This is a genomic window from Chryseobacterium glaciei, from assembly GCF_001648155.1.
In the GTDB taxonomy this organism is placed as follows: Bacteria; Bacteroidota; Bacteroidia; order Flavobacteriales; family Weeksellaceae; genus Chryseobacterium; species Chryseobacterium glaciei.
On the sequence record NZ_CP015199.1, the window covers coordinates 3,645,221 to 3,663,537 of the forward strand.

An 18,317-nucleotide genomic window follows, 5' to 3' on the forward strand; every position below is an offset into this window, starting at 1 on the left:
TTAATTAAAAGTTTAAAATCATTCATAAATGTAAATATCATGAACAAGTTTTTTATATCAACAATTTTATTAGTAGGATTATCAATGAATGTTTCAGCACAAAAACATCCTACGCCACCACCTCATCCTTCAAAAAGTGAATTGATTAATACCAAATCACGTGAACTTGATAAAAGATATAATCAGGAAAAGAAATTGATTTTGAATCATCCAATTGCTTCAAAAAAAATGAAACAGGAACAGTTGAAGGCTTTAAATGATAAATATAGAAGTCAAAAAAGATTGCTAAAAAAAATGTAATAACAGACATTTCTTGAAATTATTAAAATTGAAATAGGTTAATTCTATATATTAGGTTTTGATGAATTTCAAATTAAAATAAAAATTTATTAAAGAGAACGTATTTTATGTTCTCTTTTTTTGTTGGAAATATAATAAAAACAGGCTTTATTATGCATTGCCTCACGAATTTTAAGAAACATGAAACATCCAATATTTTTCCTTAAATTCGCATTAAAATTTTTAAGCTAATGAACTACGATATTATTGTCATCGGAAGTGGTCCTGGTGGATATGTTACAGCTATTAGAGCGGCACAATTGGGTTTCAAAACTGCAATTATCGAGAAAGAAAATCTAGGAGGAATCTGCCTTAACTGGGGATGTATTCCAACGAAAGCTTTGTTGAAATCTGCTCAGGTTTTTCATTATATCAACCATGCAGAAGATTATGGATTGAATAAAGTGGAGCCAAGTTTTGAGTTTCCAAATGTAATTCAAAGAAGCCGTGGCGTTGCTAATAAAATGAGTAAAGGGATTGAGTTCTTAATGAAAAAGAACAAGATCGACGTTATTCTGGGAACTGCGAAAGTTTTAAAAGATAAAAAAGTTTCTGTTACAGATAAAGACGGTAAAGTGACTGAATATGCTGCAAGCAACATCATTATTGCAACTGGAGCACGTTCTAGAGAATTGCCAAACTTACCTCAAGACGGTAAAAAAGTAATCGGATACAGACAGGCATTATCTCTTCCTGAGCAGCCAAAATCTATGATTGTTGTAGGTTCTGGAGCTATTGGTGTTGAGTTTGCTGACTTCTATAACACAATGGGAACGAAAGTAACTGTTGTTGAATTTATGCCAAACATCGTTCCTGTGGAAGATGAAGATATCTCTAAGCACTTAGAAAAATCTTTGAAAAAGACAGGTATCGAAATTATGACAAATGCTTCTGTTGAGAGCGTTGATACAAGTGGAGAAGGGGTGAAAGCTACTGTGAAAACAGCTACTGGAACAATCACTCTTGAAGCTGATATTTTATTATCTGCTGTTGGTATCGCTGCAAACATCGAGAACATTGGTCTTGAAGAAGTTGGAATCCAGATAGATAAAGGTAGAGTTTTAGTAAACGAATGGTACGAAACTTCTGTTCCGGGTTACTATGCGATCGGAGATATTATTCCGACTCAGGCTCTTGCTCACGTTGCTTCTGCTGAAGGAATCACTTGTGTTGAGAAGATCAAAGGACTGCACGTTGAGAAAATCGACTATGGTAATATCCCTGGATGTACTTACTGTCACCCTGAAGTTGCTTCTGTTGGTCTTACAGAAAAGCAGGCTAAAGAAAAAGGTTACGAAATCAAAGTTGGTAAATTCCCTCTTTCTGCAAGTGGAAAAGCTACTGCAAACGGAAATACAGATGGTTTCATCAAAGTTATTTTCGATGCTAAATACGGTGAATGGCTAGGTTGTCACATGATTGGTGAAGGTGTAACTGATATGGTTGCTGAAGCTGTTGTTGCTAGAAAACTAGAAACTACAGGTCACGAGATCATCAAGTCTATCCACCCGCATCCAACGGTTTCTGAGGCTATCATGGAAGCTGCAGCTGCTGCTTACGGAGAAGTTATTCATATTTAATATGGCTTCTAAATAACGATAAATTATTTACACTATATTTAAAGCCCAGATTCGTTCTGGGCTTTTTTTATAAATGATACAACTATGAAAAAAAGTATTTTATTCCTTGCCCTTGTTTATTTTAACCTTCTTTTCTCTCAAAAGGAAGAAAAATTTCAAGAAATATATTTTCCTGTAAAATATGTATTAAAAAGTTCTAAAGACACCATAAAAACGAAGATTCTGAATATTGGGTTTTATACAAACGAAGAGTTTTCTCCCGCAACTTATATCAAACAAATGACGGTATTAGATCCTTCGGGTAAAAAAATAAAAGTCAATGAAGATGATGTTCGTTATATGGAAGTTGTTGATCTTAAAAAAGTTAAAAGAAAATTTATAAATGGGAAATCTCTTTTTTCTAAAGACATGGGGCTCCTTCAGGTGAAGTATAATGGAAAGAAAACGGCTTGGTACAAGAAAAGCTCTTATTCGGGACCTATTTATACGTATGAAACAAATGACACTGATTATATATTATTCCGTAAAGATAAAAGTGTAATTGAAATGCATTTAAAGATGCGAGGTTCCATTACTCAGCTTAAAGAAAAATTATATGGATATCCTGACTTATCAGCTTTAGTAGATGTTGTGATTGAAGATAAAGATATATTAAACATCCTTAAGCTCTACGACAAAAAATAAATATAAAGGAACCACAGATTTTTGTCTGTGGTTTTTTATGCTTTAAATATTTATATTTTTAAGATAAATGAAAGAATTATTAAAATAATTTTAAAATTCGCATTTTTAGAAAAATTAATCTCATTTTCTCCTCATGTTTTCTTAATTTTATTCTATGAATTTTGAAAAAACAGGATTGGTTTTATCCGGTGGCGGAACGAAGGGCATTGCCCATGCAGGAGTTTTAAAATTCTTGAAAGAAAAAAATATCAATATAGATGTTTTAGCATGCTGTAGTGCGGGTTCCATTGTTGGAAGTTTGCATGCAGTGGGAAAAACACCCGAGGAGATTTTAGATTTTTTTCAGTCCATCTATTTTTTCAATTGGAAACATTTTGCGTTTAATCAGCCGGGATTGGTTTCTTCGGTGATTTTCAATAATTATTTAAGACCAATTTTTCAGGATATGAAAATCGGTGATTTGGATAAAGAAGTGAAAATTGTAGCAACAGAATTGGTTTCCGGAACTCAGAAAATTTTTGACAATAGTTTTAAGGTGACGGATGCTGTTATTGCCTCATGTTCTATTCCGGGAGTTACCACGCCTTATATTTTGGGGGAAGAAATGTACTGTGATGGAGGGGTTTTAAATAACTTTCCCGCAGACGTTATCAGAGATGAATGTGATCGACTTATTGGTGTTTTTGTATCTCCGCCACACAATATTAATATTAATGATTTAAAGACCATAAAAGCAATCGTATCACGTTCTTACGACCTTCTTTCATATAGAGTTGAGAAAGCAAAATTCGAATATTGCGATTGGTTTATATCTTCACAAGACTTATCAAGTTATGGAACTTTCGAGCGTAAAAAAGACCGTTTGGAAGAGATTTTTAATATAGGATATAATGCCGCAAAAGACGGTTTTGAAAACGAACAAAATGTTTTTGTAAAAAATAATGTTGATTGTCTGTAAATTACATTATTTTCAAAAAATATTTTGATTTTTTGTATTATCAATAATGTTTTCTTCCGTACATTTGTACAGCAAAAAGGATCTTACTCCTTCACAAATAAAATGGAACAAACAAACTTCAAGTTTTTTCTTTTGAAAGTATCAGAAATCATATTCACGATTTTTAATACTTCTCCTCCTACACTTTCTTAAATTTTTCGAAAGAATTCAATAATTTGATTCTATCCGTATTTTTTTATTTCAAAAAAATAGGGGCTATCTGTCATTTCTACTATTTAAACTAAATTTTTAAACAAATAAATTATGGAACTATCGTTTCAGGGCTGGATGATTCCGGCTGTCATTGTGCTTTTATGCGTAATTTTTTACAAAATTATTTTGAGAGTTTTCTTCGGGCTGGTTATTGTTCCCGAAGATAGAATTGGTTTAGTTACCAAAAAATTCGTGCTGGTTGGTAAGCAGGAACTTCCGGAAGGGAGGATCATTGCGACCAATGGAGAGGCTGGTTTTCAGGCTCAGACATTAGCGCCGGGAATTTATTTTGGTAAATGGATCTGGCAATACACAATTCAATTTCAGCCATTTACCGTGATTCCTACCGGGAAATTAGGATTAATTCTGGCTAAAGACGGAACTGAATTGGAAACTGGACGTATTTTGGCAAGAAAAGTAAACTGCGACTCTTTCCAGGATGCAGAAGCTTTTCTAAGAAACGGAGGTAGAAAAGGGCGACAAACAGCTATCGTTGCGCCAGGTTCTTATAGAATTAATACCTTATTGTTTGATATTGATTTTACAGATATGACTCAAATTCCGGACAATGCGGTGGGAGTGATAACAACAATGGAAGGTAATCCTCTGGAAGAAGGACAGATTGCAGGTAAAATTGTTGAAGCTCACAACAAATTTCAGGATGTTGATACGTTTTTGAGTAACGGAGGTTATAAAGGTCTTCAGGAGCAGGTGATTTTGGCGGGTTCATATTTCTTAAATCCGTGGTTTACAAAAGTTGAAATGGTACACATGACGGAAATTCCGATCGGACACGTCGGTGTAATTATCAGCTATGTGGGTGCAGAAGGTAAAGATTTAAGCGGTGTTGATTTTAAACATGGAAACATTGTTGAAAAAGGTCATAAAGGAGTTTGGTCAGAGCCAATCGGTCCCGGAAAATACCCTATCAATCCTTATATTATGAAGGTTGAGCTTGTTCCTACCACCAATTTAGTTTTAAATTGGGCGTATGAAAGAAGTGAATCTCACCAGTTAGACAAAAATCTTTCTACGATTACGGTAAGAAGTAAAGATGGTTTCCCTTTTAACTTAGATGTTTCTCAAATCATTCATATTCCGACTTATGAAGCTCCAAAAGTGATTGCCCGTTTCGGAAATATGATCAATTTGGTAAGCCAGGTATTGGAACCTACGATTGGGAATTATTTCAGAAACTCTGCACAGGACAGTGATGTGATCGCGTTTTTAGGAACCCGTAAAGAAAGACAACAGTCTGCAAAAGAACATATTAGTAGTGTTTTGGATCAATATAATGTAAATGCGGTTGATACTTTAATTGGTGCAATTGTTCCTCCCGAAAGTCTGATGAAAACATTGACAGACAGAAAATTAGCAGAAGAACAGAAAATCACCTACGAAACCGAAATGTTAGCACAGGAAACCCGACAAAGTTTAGAAAAAGAAACTGCGGTTGCAGATATGCAGAAAGAAATTGTAAAAGCAGACCAAGGTGTTTGGATTGCAGAACGTGTTGCGGATGCTTCTGTGAAAAAAGCGACGGGTGATGCCAATTCTGTACGTCTTCAAGCGAATGCGGAAGGAGACAGATTAAAATTACTCGCAACCGGTGAAGCCGAAAAAACCAGACTTTTAGCAAAAGCAGAATCCGAAAAAATAGAATTATTAGCTAAAGCGAATGCCGAGCAGATTTCTCTAACGGGTAATGCGGAAGCTGAGAAAATATTGGCAATCGGTAAATCTAATGCAGAATCTTATAAATTATCTGTGGAAGCAATGGGCGGAAACAATTTCACCCAATTGAAAATCATGGAAAATATTGCTTCTCAAAATGTGAAAATAATGCCTGATGTTCTTATCGGTGGGGGTGGAGATGCAGCCAATGGAGGTATCAGCGGATTGTTGGGTTTACAACTTCTTGAGCAGGTTCAAAAGAGAAATGAAGATCGTTCAAAAGTGATTGAAGTTAAATCTGATGAAACTCCTAAACAATAAAATTAACATATGAAAAATAAAAACTCCCACTTTAAAATGGGAGTTTTTTTATTAATTTTTTACGACTTGTCCGTCTTGGTTGACGATCGTTTTTCCTGTATTATCATCTACTTTTAAAGTATAAGGCGCTTTTTTCGCTGAATTCGTTAAATAATTTCTCCAAACCTGATAAGTGAAAGCATTATTTACAAATTCATAATAATAGTTACCGCCGCTACCATCAGGAATCAATTCTCCGTCCGGAATTATCATACTTGGTTTTGAAGTGATTTTTGCATTGGCAGCCCAAGATTGATACAAATATTTACCGTTGGGTTGTTTATCAATTCTTATTTTAAACTTTTTAGTTTTAATAATTACCGTTTTGGGTACTTTTTGATAATTTGCAGAAACCGTTGATGGTTTTGGTGATTCGTTTTTAATTTCGGTAGCATACGTCAATGAAAATTGAGCGATACAAAATGCTCCCAAGAGAATTTTTTTGATCATTGTAATGAGTTTTGATTTAGTTGGATATTCTCAAATTTAATGCCAATCCACGAATTTTTGTTTAATGAAAATTTTATAGATCTAATTAAATTTAAAGAAATATTTTAAATGAAAAAATCCTACAATTTGCAGGATTTTTTATATTTGATTTAATTATTAATTTCTTCTGTTACGCTTACTGTTTCAGTTTGAGTATAACTTGCGAAAGCTTCTTCCAGACTTCCAAATTTGCCTTTAAATTCATCAATCGGGCAATCCTGAAGAATATTTCCTTTGTGGATTAAAATCACGCGTGAACAAAGCGCTTCAACTTCCTGCATAATATGAGTGGAAAGTAAAACCGTTTTTTCTTTACCGATTTCTTTTACAACATTTCTGATCTCGATGATTTGATTGGGATCTAAACCATTCGTTGGTTCATCTAAAATCAATAAATCAGGTTGATGAATAATAGCTTGTGCCAAGCCAACTCTTTGTTTGTACCCTTTAGAAAGCTGACTGATTTTCTTAGATTTCTCTGGAGTAATTCCTACTAATTCAATCACCTCATCAACTCTTGCCTCAGAAATTTTATGAATATTTGCTACGAATTGTAAGTATTCTTTCACGTACATTTCCAAATACAGCGGATTGTTTTCAGGTAAGAATCCAATGTTTTTCTTACTTTCAATCTCGTGTTCGGAAATATTTTTTTCATTAAAAATTATTTCACCTTCATCTATTTTCAAAGCACCAACGATAGATTTCATTAGAGTTGATTTTCCGGCTCCGTTCGGACCCAGAAGACCGATGATCTCGCTTTTATCAATTGAGATATTGATGTTGTTAAGTGCGGTTTGTTCACCAAATTTTTTGGTCAGATTGATTATTTGAAGTGACATATATGAAAACAATGTTTTTACAAAAATAGAAATAAAAAACTCATCCGGGAAGAATGAGTTTAATTATGTTTTGTAAAGATTGATTATTTTTTATATTTCTTGCTTTTTGGCGAAGAAGATTGCGTTTTTGCAGAAGTATCATTCAATGGTATTGCTGTACTCGTTGAAGAGTTATAGCTTGTTGTACCCATTGTAGAATTTGTTTTTGCGACAGATCTCTCATACAATGTAGATTTGCCGTTTGTTTTTCCAAAAAGCTTATCAACCTGTTTTTTGTTTAGAAATTGTGATTTTCCAACATACTTTTTGTTCTTATTAATATATTGAATAAACTGAACCGTTGGCTGTCCGAAGTTTTTCTCGTAATGAAGCTCAATAATGTCGTTAGGAAGTTCCAGAACAATATTTCCTTCCGGAGAATCGATGAAGCCGTCGGTAATCATTTTATATAAACCTTCAACATCTTTATTCATGTTTTGAAATGAAAATGATCTGAAAGTATTTAGATTAGCGGTATTAAGATCCTGATAGTTGATTGTAAATTTATCGTCTTTTTTATATAAACCAACGGAATTATCTTTGCCAATTTCCACTAAAGTTTCGTTTTTCAAGACCTTAATCTGTGAAAAAACCGAAATACCGAACATGCAAGTAAATAGTAGAATTATTTTTTTCATGTGATGATTTTTAATGTTTTATAATTTGGTATATCTAAATTACTAATAAAAACGCTAAAAAACAATTTTTATTCCTGTCAGCAAAAGTAGCATTTTTTTTTAATATCTATAATTAATATACTATGAATACTATGCATTTCATTCTAGTATATATACTGTCTATATTCCTTTATTAATGAGGGGTTTATAAAGGTTTTGTCTATAGATTGTATAGAAAGTCTGCGAGGTTATAATAAATTTGTTTTAATATGTAATTTGTTAAAAGACAGCTATTAACTAATTTTATTCACCTATAAATGAATTTTAATTTAAATTAAATGTTAATTATGCCTTTGAAGTATTAAGATAAACCAATTTTTAGATAAGAATACTTTTAAACGATTTGAATTAGATATTTCAAAATCAGTGATTGTCGTTTTGCCGGCTTTTGCCAAAGAACGGGAAAATTGTAAATTAAACTTTTTTTCATGTGTAATATTTAAAAATTAAGGGAGCAAATTTAGCTAAAATATTCAACCTTATCTATGACACATCTCATTTTGATTAAAATTGATACTGTTAATTTTTTATCAACTATTTGATGATCCACAAGAAAGATATATTTTTGCAATCGAAAACATATAATCATAAGTTGATGATCGTGTTGTTTTTACTAAAAAAACTAAAACCTAAATCGAAAACTAATTAAATCATTAAAATGAAGCAAACTACACTTTACTTTATTAATTCGTCAAAACTAATTGTTTCCAACAATTTAAAATAAGAGTAAATCCTCAAAATTTCTTTAGACTACAAGTCATATTTAATCAATAGGGCTATTTAATTATTTCCTGAAATTAGATGGGAAATTTTGTAATACCAGAGGAAATTTGATGATTTACCAGTAACGATACTAAATTATTTTATCAACAAAAATACTTTCAAAATCAATGCTAATCTATTGATTAAACTTATTTTTTATGGAGTTCAGAAACCATTCAAACGAAGCGAAACCGAAAAGCTAAACGAGTAGGGAAATATTACAAAACTTAAACATGAAGAGAATTATTTTATTAAAAACCATGAAAAAACTTTACTTTTTACTCTTATTCCTCATTTCAATTTCTGCCTTTACACAAACGTATAGTTACACGACTTATAATAGTGGAAACTCAGGAATAGGGAGCAACTCTATCTATGATATTAAATCTGATGCGAACGGCTTATTATGGGTTGCTTCTTATTATGGGATTTCAACGACTCTTAATGGAACTACTTTTACAAATTATAATACCAGCAATTCAGGTATTGCATCGAATGTAATTTTAAAAATTGAAATTGACGGGCAGGGCAGGAAATGGTTGGCATCTCAGTCCAATGGTATTATCTTATATAACGGAACTACCTGGACAAATTATACCACTTCAAATTCAGGGCTGCCGAACAATAATATCATTGATATAGCTGTTGACGGACAAAATAATCTTTGGGTTGTAACAGATGCGGGACTTACAAAATTCAATGGTACTACCTGGACTACTTATAATTCAGTTTCAAATATGAATTCTGTAGCCACTGACAGTAATAATGGTGTTTGGGTTACAAATGGAGGTGTATTGTACAAATTTAATGGGGTTGATTTTAATTTCATCGCACAAGGAACTCAAAAAATATTAAGAATTGCAAATAATATAGTTTACGTAAAAGGTTCTGATAGCTTAATCACTTTAACAACAAGTGGAACTAACATCACATTTACCTATCAAAGCACTTCTTGTCTGGCGGGATCCCAACTCAATGCTTTGGATGTTGACAGCAACAGCAAAGTGTGGATCGGGTTTAATGGACAAGGCGTACAAAACTTTACAAATTGTACTACTTATACTAAAACAAATACAAATTTAGGTTTGCCGGATGATTATTTCAGTGCAATTAAAACACAAAGCTCTGGAACTATTTGGTTGGGAACATTACAACTTGGCTTGGTGAAAATGACGCCAAGTACATCAACTTGTAATCCTCCGACACAATTGTATACTTCTAATATAACTTCTACAACGGCTACCCTTAATTGGCTTCCGCCAACACCAGCACCTAATGGAGGATATTATTATGTTTATAGTACAAGTCCTACAATGACAGGTTCAGCTACTGGCAGTTCTTCTACAACTGCGAATATAGCCAATTTGTTGCCCAACACAACTTATTATTGGTGGGTTTCAGCGAATTGCGTTTCAAGTCAAAGTACTTGGGCTCCGGGAGGAGCTTTTACTACGCTTCCTAATCAAACTGGATGTTGGAAAAGTGTAAGCGCAGGCTCTTTCCATTCATTAGGAATAAAAACAGATGGAACGCTTTGGGTTTGGGGTAATAATACCGATAATCAATTGGGAGATGGAACTAATACTCAGAGAAATAATCCAATACAGATTGGGACTGCAACTAATTGGAAAAAAGTTTTTGCGAGTGGTAAATATAGCGTTGCTATCAAAACAGATGGAACACTTTGGGCATGGGGAAATAACCAGTTTGGTTATTTAGGAGATGGAACTACGACTAACAGAACGATCCCCACAAAAATAGGAACAGCTACTGACTGGGAAGATATCGCAGTTGGAGAAGCTCATACATTGGGCATAAAATCAAACGGAACTCTCTGGGCTTGGGGAATGAATGTAAGTGGAGAATTAGGAGATGGGACAACTACAAACAGACTTGTACCCACACAAATAGGAACAGCAACCAATTGGAAAAGTATTGCAGCAGGTACTTTCTTTTCAGTGGCGATAAAAACGGATGGTACGCTATGGGCTTGGGGCTATAATGGTCATGGGCAGTTGGGTGACGGTACTATAACTAACCGTATTTCACCTAAACAGATAGGAACCAATACCGATTGGGCAGATGTCGTTGCGGGAGATTCACATACTGCAGGAAGAAAGACAAATGGATTTCTTTATACTTGGGGATATAACGGGTCTGGACAGTTGGCTGATGGAACTACCAGTAGCAGATCAACGCCTTTTTTAGCATCTGATGCTATTCAAAAAGTTATTACAGGAAGTTTTAATACTATAGCCATAACAACATCAGGAAATGTGATTGCCTGTGGAAATAATACTACTGGATCGTTTGGTAACAATACTAACACCAGCACGTCCAATTGGGTTCTTCTCGGAAGCAATTCTCATATGATGATTTCTACAGGGGGGTTGCATACTTTATCTATCAATAATGATGGTGTTTTAAAAGTGACAGGATCTAATAATTATGGACAATTAGGAGATGGTACTGGTGTTCAGAAAAGTACATTTACTCAGCTTGTATGCCCTACAAGTAATTTAGCAGTCGATGAAATTTCAACAACATCGAATAATCTAAAAGTTTTTCCGAACCCGGTACAGGATTATTTAACTGTTTCGTTCGATCAAAAGATTGTTTCAGTAACAGTTTACAGTGCAACTGGACAGCAAGTTCTTACTAAAATGATCAATGATAATAAAGGAACGATTGATTTTTCTACTTTAACATCAGGTGTTTATCTGGTTAAAGTAAATGCAGATAACAATACGGTGAAAACGGTAAAAGTAATTAAACGTTAATTGTTAAGAAAAAGCCTCTAATATATTTATGTGATGAGGTCATAATTAATTTTTAATCAGTGTGTACGGATATTCGTGCACACTGATTTTTTTTAATAAAGCTTATAACGCTATTCGCCTCCTGTATTATGAAAAAATGTGATATTGGTCATACAATATAATGCCAAATACCTTCTAAGAATAACATATATCTTCCCGGTTGATATTCTCCATATGAAAATAGATATATGGCATCATTTTTTTTTAGATAATGAATTTCTAATCCCTCTTCAGATAAATATTTTTCAATAAAACTTTTTCTTTCAGTAAATTCATTTTCTTTTACGATTGTATCAAAACTTTCATTATCTATTTCTTTTTTTAAATCCCTTAATGGGTTATTGTAAAAATCGATTAGTTTGATGTCTTGATTTTCAATTTCAAAAACTTCTTTTAAACATTTTTCTTCATCTCCTTCAAATAATTTTTGCCTGGCTATTTCGTTTTTTTTGATCATATTTAATTACTTTATCGTTTATATATCCCTTCTTTTATTTAATTATTTTTCAAAATTGTGTGTTTTTTAATCAATATTGAAAGGGATCATATCTGATTTTGTACCAAGATATTCTATTTGAAAATAGTAAGTTTCATCCTTTTTAACATTAAAATTAGCTCCTTTAAATTCAAGAAATAGGTCATTCTCTATTTCTTCAAGCTTCGTTTTTAAAATAACCTGAGTGGATTTGCCTGTTTCAATTGAAGTTAGACTGGTGACATTATTGATGGGGGTCATATAGCTGACTCCTTTATTCAATCTATTCTTGTTTTTATCATATAAATGAATTGTTTCTCTTGCAAGCCCACCCGTATTATTAGAAAGGTTGAGCTTTAAAGTTTCTTCGGATATATTGAATATATTTACATAGAACAAGAATGATTCTCCATTCTTTTCTATCTTAGCAGTTATCTTAATTTTAGTCATATTGATTTTCACTACATAAAAAACGAGGCTATCTCAAAATTGAGGTAACCTCGTTGCAAGTTATTTATAAAGTATTAATTACTTTTTGTATAACGAAATTATTCATTCTTTTCTTTCGGAATAGGCATTCCTGTTTTAGGATCTATAGTGTAATTTTTAAAAAAGTTTTCAATTGTTTCAGGTTTACCTGTTCTGGGATCCACGCCATATCTTAAAATATACTCATCTACAGTATCGGGCTCTCCCATATTACCCCTAAAACGTGGCTTAGGATCTGCATTATATTGGTCCCACCATTCCTTTTCTTTTTTCTTCTCTTCGTCTGTCATTAAAGCCCGTTTTTTTGTTTTTTCTTCCTCATATATTTTCCTCTCGAATTGAGCTATTTGATCTTTGCGGTCTTCTGATAATAAATCATAAATAGCTTCTCCTGTTTCTCCATCTTTTTGATACAAAATGACTTTTTGTAGCAAAACATTGTCGAAGATCTCTGGTAAATTGTTGAAATCTACATATGGTAGTTTAGCATTTCTTTCTTTTCTATATTTTTTAGCTTCTTCAGAATCTTTAAAAATAATATACTGTTCTTGCTGATTTGGTTTAAGTATATTAAATACTTCGTCAAAAATAGAATTGTTCAAATCTTCGATATTTAATAATAATTTTAAATTAAACCTAGGCAATTCATCTTTGATATGGTTAAAATAATTTGTTGCGAAAATCATATTTATTTAATTAAAATTGAGTTTTTGGTATGTATATTTCACTTCTGCCATCTTCTGTATGTATTGAGATAGGTTTGCTTTCTGCATCGATTTTCGACCATTTATTTTTATCGAATATGCTATGTTTTGAAAAAGGATTAAGATTGTGGCATATCCCAATATTCAAACAAAGCACCAAATAAATCTTGTAGTTTTCTGCCAAAAATGTCGTTCTCACAATCAAAATTCTTCACAGCTATAGCACCTATAGAATACTTCTTATATATATCATTCTCAGATAACTTAATATTATTGGATATCATGCTTTCAATATCAATAATTTGGTTATAGATTGACTTATAGATTGATATTTCAGGGTATTTATCCGCTAAATTTTTAGACTCAATACTTAATTCACTTAGTAAATTATTGTATTCTTTTTTTGTATTTACTTCTTTGTAATTCATTGTTAAAATTGGGATTTAGATATATTTATCTGGCTTCCAACTCCTTCTGTAAGAATAGGTAATTCTGCACCGTCTATATCTATTCTTGACCATATGATATTTATTTCAGCTGATGTACTTCTTAGACCTTCTGCATCTTTTGGTAGTATTAATGTTTCTCTGTTTACTTCTTTTATTTCTTGTGTTTGTACTCTATCGGGTGTTTGAACATTATACTTGTCGGAAACTCCTAACTCACCAGGGGTATTTTTTAGATTATCAGTATAATAATCTCCTCTTAATGGGTTATTGTAAAAATCGATTAATTTGATGTTTTTATTTTCAATTTGAACAACTTCTTTTAAATATTTTTCTTCATCTCCGTCAAATAATTTTTGCCTAGTTATTTCGATTTTTTTAATAATATTTTTTCACATAAAAAACGAGGCTATCTCAAAATTGAGGTAGCCTCGTTGCAAGTTATTTATAAAGTATTTTTACTTTTTTGTCTAACGAAATTATTCATTCTTTTCTTTCGGAACAGGATCTCCTGTTTGGGGATCAATGGTATACTTTTCATTAAAACTTTCAATGGTTTCAGGTTCTCGGGTTAAGGGATTTACACCGTATTTTATGATATAACTTGTAACGGTATCTGGCTCTCCCACATTACCCATAAAACGTGGTGTTGGGTCTGCATCATACTTATCCCACCATTCCTTTTCTCTCCTTTTTTCTTCGTCGGTCATTAAGGCTCTTCTTTTGGCTTTTTCTTCTTCAAATATTTTTGATTCAAATCGGGCAATTTGACCTTTGTGCTGTTCTGATAATGAATCATCTATTGCTCTTCTAGTTTCTCCGTCCTTTTGATACAGCATAATTTTTTCCAATAGAATATCGTCAAATATCTCGGGTAAGTTGTTAAAATCTATATAAGGAAGTTTAACATTTCTATCTTCTCTATATTTTTTAGCCTTTTCAGAGTCTTTAAAAATAATATATTGTTCTTGCTGATTTGGTTTAAGTATATTAAATACTTCGTTAAAAATAGTATTGTTCAAATCTTCGATATTTAATAATAATTTTAAATTAAACTCGGGTAACTCACTTTTAAAAGGTGTAAAATCGTATATGGCAAAAATCATATTTTCTTTAATTTAATGGTTTTACTAGTTCTTTATATTTTATCTCATAATAATCTATATCGTCAATAGTTTTGATATATTTTGGGTCAGTTGTTTGAAGAAAGTATCCTTCATTCATCAGTACTTCCTCTTGTATCATTGTAGAAGGAGGGGTTGCGTCAGAATGTCGTATGGGACCAAGGTTTTTACCCCAATCTGACAAATCATCAATATAAACACCTTCTACAGTTTCTATTTTTCTAATAATAGCTACTTTTTCTCCTTTTTTTACATTTTTAGCTGAAAGTTCTATAAATCCTTCTGCTACTTTTTCATCTAATGTAGCAGAAACCATCCCTTTGAAAGGAACTTCTTTGCCTTTTCCATTTTTTAAAGTTGATTCAAAATAATCTAAACTTTCCATACGTCCGCTAAGTACTGTTTTTCCGTTCATATTTCGTTCTTCCACTTTTCTAAGTTTATCTAAGGCAATTTTTAAATCTTCATATATTTGGCTGTTATATTCGCCCCACCAAGAAGGCTCAAAACGTGCCGGAGTGTTTACTAATCCTCCGTCTACTGTAAAAACATGAACAGTGGCAAGATCATGATGGGTTGCATCACCGATAGGTAATAATTTATTTTCACTTTTTAACAAATCAATAGTTTTTGATGATTTTCCAAAGTCGGGCATTTTTTTCCAAAACTTATACCATCCATATTCTCCCAAGAATTTTTCATAGCTTTTTACAGTTTGAGTGAAAACTTTCGGATTATCTTTGTAGCTTTTAACAAAGTTAATCAATTTGTCTTGATTATTTATTTCATTTAAAACTTTAGGATCAGCTGATTCCAAAGCTTTTTTGAAATTTATCAACTGCTCTTCCGTTAAATGATGTCTGAGAGGTGCTATTTCAAGTTGTTGTTTGAAACCAGTCAGTTTTGGTAAGATACCGTCTGTCAAATTGTGAGGCGTATCAATAAATTCCGAATGCTGCTCTGGGTTGTAAGGTTTTTTTGATTGTGTTGAAGTTTTATTTTTCTTCTTTGGAAGTTGCTCACCCTCTATTGCTACTCCTTTTAGATTTTTACTACTTAATACCAATAATCCTGCAGTTAAAGTTAATTGTGCCAAAATTTTAACCGTAGCATCTATTTTTTCTGCTGTGGTTAAGTTTTTATTATCATTAATGGCTTGTATACTTTCTAAACCATCAGATGTAATCATAATTCCGGCAGTGCCATTAAGGGCAAAATCGGTTATAATGATATAACGCATCCCTGTTGCGGATATTTTTAAAATAGATGATGCTTTAACGATGTTTGATAATGACCCGGCCATCCCTAAAAAGCTGGAAGCTATCATGATAACATCCAAAGTCAGGGTTTCTTTGGTAAGCGTGCCTTGCTGTACTTTATCGATAATACTGGCTGTACCGGAGACTGCTCCTGTAGCTCCTGCAGCTATAAATAAGAAAGGCGCAATAGGAGCTGCCGGTGTAAATGACGCCGCTAATCCTGCTACTGCCAAACCTAAAGAAGCCCAACCCGCTTTGGTAGAAAGTGATTCCCACATTGATTCTCCATCGGTAGTGAAATTACCTTTCATGCTAGGATAACCCAATGTATTTACCGGAATTTCATACGCTAATATGCCATCCGGATAGGTGTTTTTGCGGTCAAATTCTTTAAATAAATCTTTTATATTACTTCCTTCATAGGTACGCTTGTGCAGTACACCTGGCGTAAGATCTGTTAATACATAATTTTTGGAATTTGTTTTGCTTTTTCCTAAAAATAAATTGAGAGATAATGTTTCTGTAGTTTTTTCGTTTATAACAATGGCATTTAAAGCTAATGCTGTGTTAGGAAGAATGGTATTAAAACTTTTATCAATATTTCTCTTATATTCTCTAATGTTCTGAAGTGCCTTGTAATCTTCTTTTGGCAAGATCACTTGTTGGTAAGATGCTTGTTGCCCTGCCAGATGGTTGTTTTTGTCTAATTCCAGGCAATGTATTGTAAAAACACCTGTAAATGAACCTAAAAAAGCGGCTGTTGTTTGCGACGAATTCATGTCCCAGCCATCTTTACCAAAATACGTTCCTCTTTGATAGCCGTGTACAACCGCATTTCTAGCATATTCAACGCCTAGTAATGCGCTAACCTCATCCGCCATTTCTTTCGGGGTATTGATTTCTGCAAACCAAAAATAATGATAGTCTTTAGGAATCGGTTTTCCTTTAATTGAATAATATAAGTGAGGAATATAATCAGAATATACAGTTCCAACTTCTTCAGGATTTTTAGTAGAAGATTCGGTTTTAATATAGAAATACGGATTGCTTTTTTGTTCCTTAACTGCTCCTTTCGAAAGATTAAAGTCTATAAAAGCTATTTGTTGCCTGAAATCTGAATAATTTTGAATCTTATTCTTTTTTAAATTATCGGATGCTGCCTCTTCAAGTGTTTTAACCTGATGTTTTTTTGTATACGCACTAAACTCATTGGTGATAGTATTTTCTATAATAAACACAAATGTGTAAATGCCCGATTTTTCAGTATTAATTGAAAATTCACTAATTACAGTTCCGTCTTGTCTGAAAGTTTTTATATTTTCTACAAAATCAGGGCGATTTAAAAGGCTGTATACCGTATTATCTTTTTGTATCAATACTTTTCGGACAACTTCGGGTAGATTAGATTTGCTTCCTAAGGCTGATATAACAGGTGTTTCATATTGATATACACATTCAAATTCTATTGGTTCTCCTTCTATTGTATATTTTGTTTTAGATTTAATCCATGGGTATGGTTTCTTAGCATTTATAATAACTTCTTCCAATAACTGACCCTTAGATTCTTGCTCTGGTTCTTGTTGTGACTTTGGTTGAGGTTCTTGTTGTGGCTCGTCATAGTTTGCGTATAACAATCGTATAGCTTTATATAAGTCTTTATCGTCTAATTCTTCATATAAATCTTGTACTAATCCTACTTTTCTTTTAGGTTTGTATTTTTCGTCATAATAAGTAATGAGTTCTTTTCTGTCTTCATAAGAAAGTTTTTCTAAAGCCTTAAAAACTTTAGCTTCATCAGTTCCTCCAAAAATCTTTAAAGTTCTATGTTCAAAAGCTTCATATAAAAGTTTAGCACGCTCAGAAACTGAAAGCTGATCTTTCCCCTCTCCGTTTTTTAATGCTTCCAACGCTTCATTCATTTTCAATAAAGTCTTCTTATCAAAAACTCCAGATTTTTGAATACCATGATCACCTTGAAAATTCATCAGTGCAATCTTCGTTTTATCCAAAAAAAGAGTCTCATTTTCAGGCGCTTTGTAACCTAATGTATTGAGTGCCTTATTAAGAGCCAATACATGCAATCCGTTGTTGGAAAACTTTATGATGGATGAGCCTCTTTCTACTTTATTAAATGCTCTGTTTTGGAATGGAGCGTATGTTATTTTGATAACTTCTGTTTTTGCGAGGGAGATTTTAGCATCTTGACTGCTAATTGGGACGTATTTTTCTTGTTCTTCTATGTTATCGGTGATTTGCGCTTCGGACCGGTTAGCTCTCGGCGCAAATGTTTTTTTATGTCTGCTCATGTGGTTGGTTATTAGATGAATTCATTATTTTATGCTAAA

At 32.8% G+C, this 18,317-nt stretch carries 15 protein-coding genes; 6 read left to right on the forward strand and 9 right to left on the reverse strand.

Annotated elements, in window-relative coordinates; all coding sequences use genetic code 11:
* Positions 1-39 precede the first annotated feature (39 nt).
* From A0O34_RS16435 to A0O34_RS16455, 5 genes are all read left to right on the forward strand, one after another.
* Positions 40-300 carry a hypothetical protein gene (locus tag A0O34_RS16435; RefSeq protein ID WP_066759778.1) on the forward strand — a complete coding sequence of 87 codons (261 nt, stop codon included), beginning with the start codon at positions 40-42 and terminating at the stop codon, positions 298-300.
* A gap of 230 nt (positions 301-530) precedes the next feature.
* Entirely contained in the window at positions 531-1,919 is a 1,389-nt protein-coding gene (gene lpdA / locus A0O34_RS16440; protein ID WP_066756982.1) for a dihydrolipoyl dehydrogenase, read from the forward strand.
* A gap of 84 nt (positions 1,920-2,003) precedes the next feature.
* A complete protein-coding gene (locus tag A0O34_RS16445) occupies positions 2,004-2,603 on the forward strand; it encodes a hypothetical protein (protein ID WP_066756985.1) in 600 nt (199 codons plus the stop codon).
* Positions 2,604-2,757: 154 nt separating this feature from the next.
* Positions 2,758-3,561, forward strand: coding sequence for a patatin-like phospholipase family protein (locus A0O34_RS16450; protein ID WP_066756987.1), 804 nt, complete (start codon positions 2,758-2,760; stop codon positions 3,559-3,561).
* Positions 3,562-3,864: 303 nt separating this feature from the next.
* Positions 3,865-5,808 (forward strand): SPFH domain-containing protein, encoded by a 1,944-nt coding sequence (locus tag A0O34_RS16455; protein WP_066756989.1) that lies wholly within the window; start codon positions 3,865-3,867, stop codon positions 5,806-5,808.
* Between the two features lie 51 nt (positions 5,809-5,859).
* Here the strand turns inward: A0O34_RS16455 and A0O34_RS16460 are convergent, their stop codons facing one another.
* The 3 genes from A0O34_RS16460 to A0O34_RS16470 all read right to left on the reverse strand — a co-directional run bounded on the left by A0O34_RS16460 (position 5,860) and on the right by A0O34_RS16470 (position 7,855).
* On the reverse strand, positions 5,860-6,297 hold the full coding sequence (locus A0O34_RS16460; RefSeq protein ID WP_066756992.1) for a hypothetical protein: 438 nt from the start codon (positions 6,295-6,297) through the stop codon (positions 5,860-5,862).
* A 149-nt stretch (positions 6,298-6,446) separates the two neighbouring features.
* The gene (locus A0O34_RS16465) at positions 6,447-7,178 is read right to left on the reverse strand and encodes an ABC transporter ATP-binding protein (protein ID WP_066756995.1); all 732 of its coding nucleotides are present in this window, start codon (positions 7,176-7,178) and stop codon (positions 6,447-6,449) included.
* Between the two features lie 83 nt (positions 7,179-7,261).
* A complete protein-coding gene (locus A0O34_RS16470) occupies positions 7,262-7,855 on the reverse strand; it encodes a hypothetical protein (RefSeq protein WP_066756998.1) in 594 nt (197 codons plus the stop codon).
* Positions 7,856-8,916: 1,061 nt separating this feature from the next.
* On the opposite strand from A0O34_RS16470, the gene A0O34_RS16475 reads away from it, so the two are divergent.
* The gene (locus A0O34_RS16475) at positions 8,917-11,436 is read left to right on the forward strand and encodes an RCC1 domain-containing protein (RefSeq protein ID WP_162271029.1); all 2,520 of its coding nucleotides are present in this window, start codon (positions 8,917-8,919) and stop codon (positions 11,434-11,436) included.
* Between the two features lie 148 nt (positions 11,437-11,584).
* Here A0O34_RS16475 and A0O34_RS16480 read toward each other — a convergent pair whose 3' ends face one another.
* From A0O34_RS16480 to A0O34_RS16505, 6 genes are all read right to left on the reverse strand, one after another.
* A complete protein-coding gene (locus A0O34_RS16480) occupies positions 11,585-11,932 on the reverse strand; it encodes a hypothetical protein (RefSeq protein WP_066757004.1) in 348 nt (115 codons plus the stop codon).
* A gap of 66 nt (positions 11,933-11,998) precedes the next feature.
* Complete coding sequence (locus A0O34_RS16485) at positions 11,999-12,400, reverse strand: hypothetical protein (RefSeq protein WP_066757007.1); 402 nt, start codon at positions 12,398-12,400, stop codon at positions 11,999-12,001.
* 98 nt (positions 12,401-12,498) lie between these two features.
* A complete protein-coding gene (locus A0O34_RS16490) occupies positions 12,499-13,125 on the reverse strand; it encodes a hypothetical protein (protein WP_066757010.1) in 627 nt (208 codons plus the stop codon).
* 137 nt (positions 13,126-13,262) lie between these two features.
* A complete protein-coding gene (locus A0O34_RS16495; protein WP_066757013.1) occupies positions 13,263-13,571 on the reverse strand; it encodes an immunity protein Tsi6 family protein in 309 nt (102 codons plus the stop codon).
* A gap of 497 nt (positions 13,572-14,068) precedes the next feature.
* Positions 14,069-14,695, reverse strand: a complete 627-nt coding sequence (locus tag A0O34_RS16500) for a hypothetical protein (protein WP_066757015.1) — start codon at positions 14,693-14,695, stop codon at positions 14,069-14,071.
* Positions 14,696-14,702: 7 nt separating this feature from the next.
* On the reverse strand, positions 14,703-18,278 hold the full coding sequence (locus A0O34_RS16505) for a peptidoglycan-binding domain-containing protein (RefSeq protein WP_066757018.1): 3,576 nt from the start codon (positions 18,276-18,278) through the stop codon (positions 14,703-14,705).
* Positions 18,279-18,317: the final 39 nt, after the last annotated feature.

What these genes read in the sequence shown, in the direction of transcription:
- A0O34_RS16475 (WP_162271029.1), top strand. Translation starts at nt 8,917, where the DNA reads ATGAAAAAACTTTACTTTTTACTCTTATTCCTCATTTCAATTTCTGCC.
- A0O34_RS16485 (WP_066757007.1), bottom strand. Translation starts at nt 12,400, where the DNA reads ATGACTAAAATTAAGATAACTGCTAAGATAGAAAAGAATGGAGAATCA.
- A0O34_RS16490 (WP_066757010.1), bottom strand. Translation starts at nt 13,125, where the DNA reads ATGATTTTCGCAACAAATTATTTTAACCATATCAAAGATGAATTGCCT.
- A0O34_RS16450 (WP_066756987.1), top strand. Translation starts at nt 2,758, where the DNA reads ATGAATTTTGAAAAAACAGGATTGGTTTTATCCGGTGGCGGAACGAAG.
- A0O34_RS16505 (WP_066757018.1), bottom strand. Translation starts at nt 18,278, where the DNA reads ATGAGCAGACATAAAAAAACATTTGCGCCGAGAGCTAACCGGTCCGAA.
- lpdA (WP_066756982.1), top strand. Translation starts at nt 531, where the DNA reads ATGAACTACGATATTATTGTCATCGGAAGTGGTCCTGGTGGATATGTT.
- A0O34_RS16500 (WP_066757015.1), bottom strand. Translation starts at nt 14,695, where the DNA reads ATGATTTTTGCCATATACGATTTTACACCTTTTAAAAGTGAGTTACCC.
- A0O34_RS16445 (WP_066756985.1), top strand. Translation starts at nt 2,004, where the DNA reads ATGAAAAAAAGTATTTTATTCCTTGCCCTTGTTTATTTTAACCTTCTT.
- A0O34_RS16435 (WP_066759778.1), top strand. Translation starts at nt 40, where the DNA reads ATGAACAAGTTTTTTATATCAACAATTTTATTAGTAGGATTATCAATG.
- A0O34_RS16495 (WP_066757013.1), bottom strand. Translation starts at nt 13,571, where the DNA reads ATGAATTACAAAGAAGTAAATACAAAAAAAGAATACAATAATTTACTA.
- A0O34_RS16460 (WP_066756992.1), bottom strand. Translation starts at nt 6,297, where the DNA reads ATGATCAAAAAAATTCTCTTGGGAGCATTTTGTATCGCTCAATTTTCA.
- A0O34_RS16455 (WP_066756989.1), top strand. Translation starts at nt 3,865, where the DNA reads ATGGAACTATCGTTTCAGGGCTGGATGATTCCGGCTGTCATTGTGCTT.
- A0O34_RS16470 (WP_066756998.1), bottom strand. Translation starts at nt 7,855, where the DNA reads ATGAAAAAAATAATTCTACTATTTACTTGCATGTTCGGTATTTCGGTT.
- A0O34_RS16480 (WP_066757004.1), bottom strand. Translation starts at nt 11,932, where the DNA reads ATGATCAAAAAAAACGAAATAGCCAGGCAAAAATTATTTGAAGGAGAT.
- A0O34_RS16465 (WP_066756995.1), bottom strand. Translation starts at nt 7,178, where the DNA reads ATGTCACTTCAAATAATCAATCTGACCAAAAAATTTGGTGAACAAACC.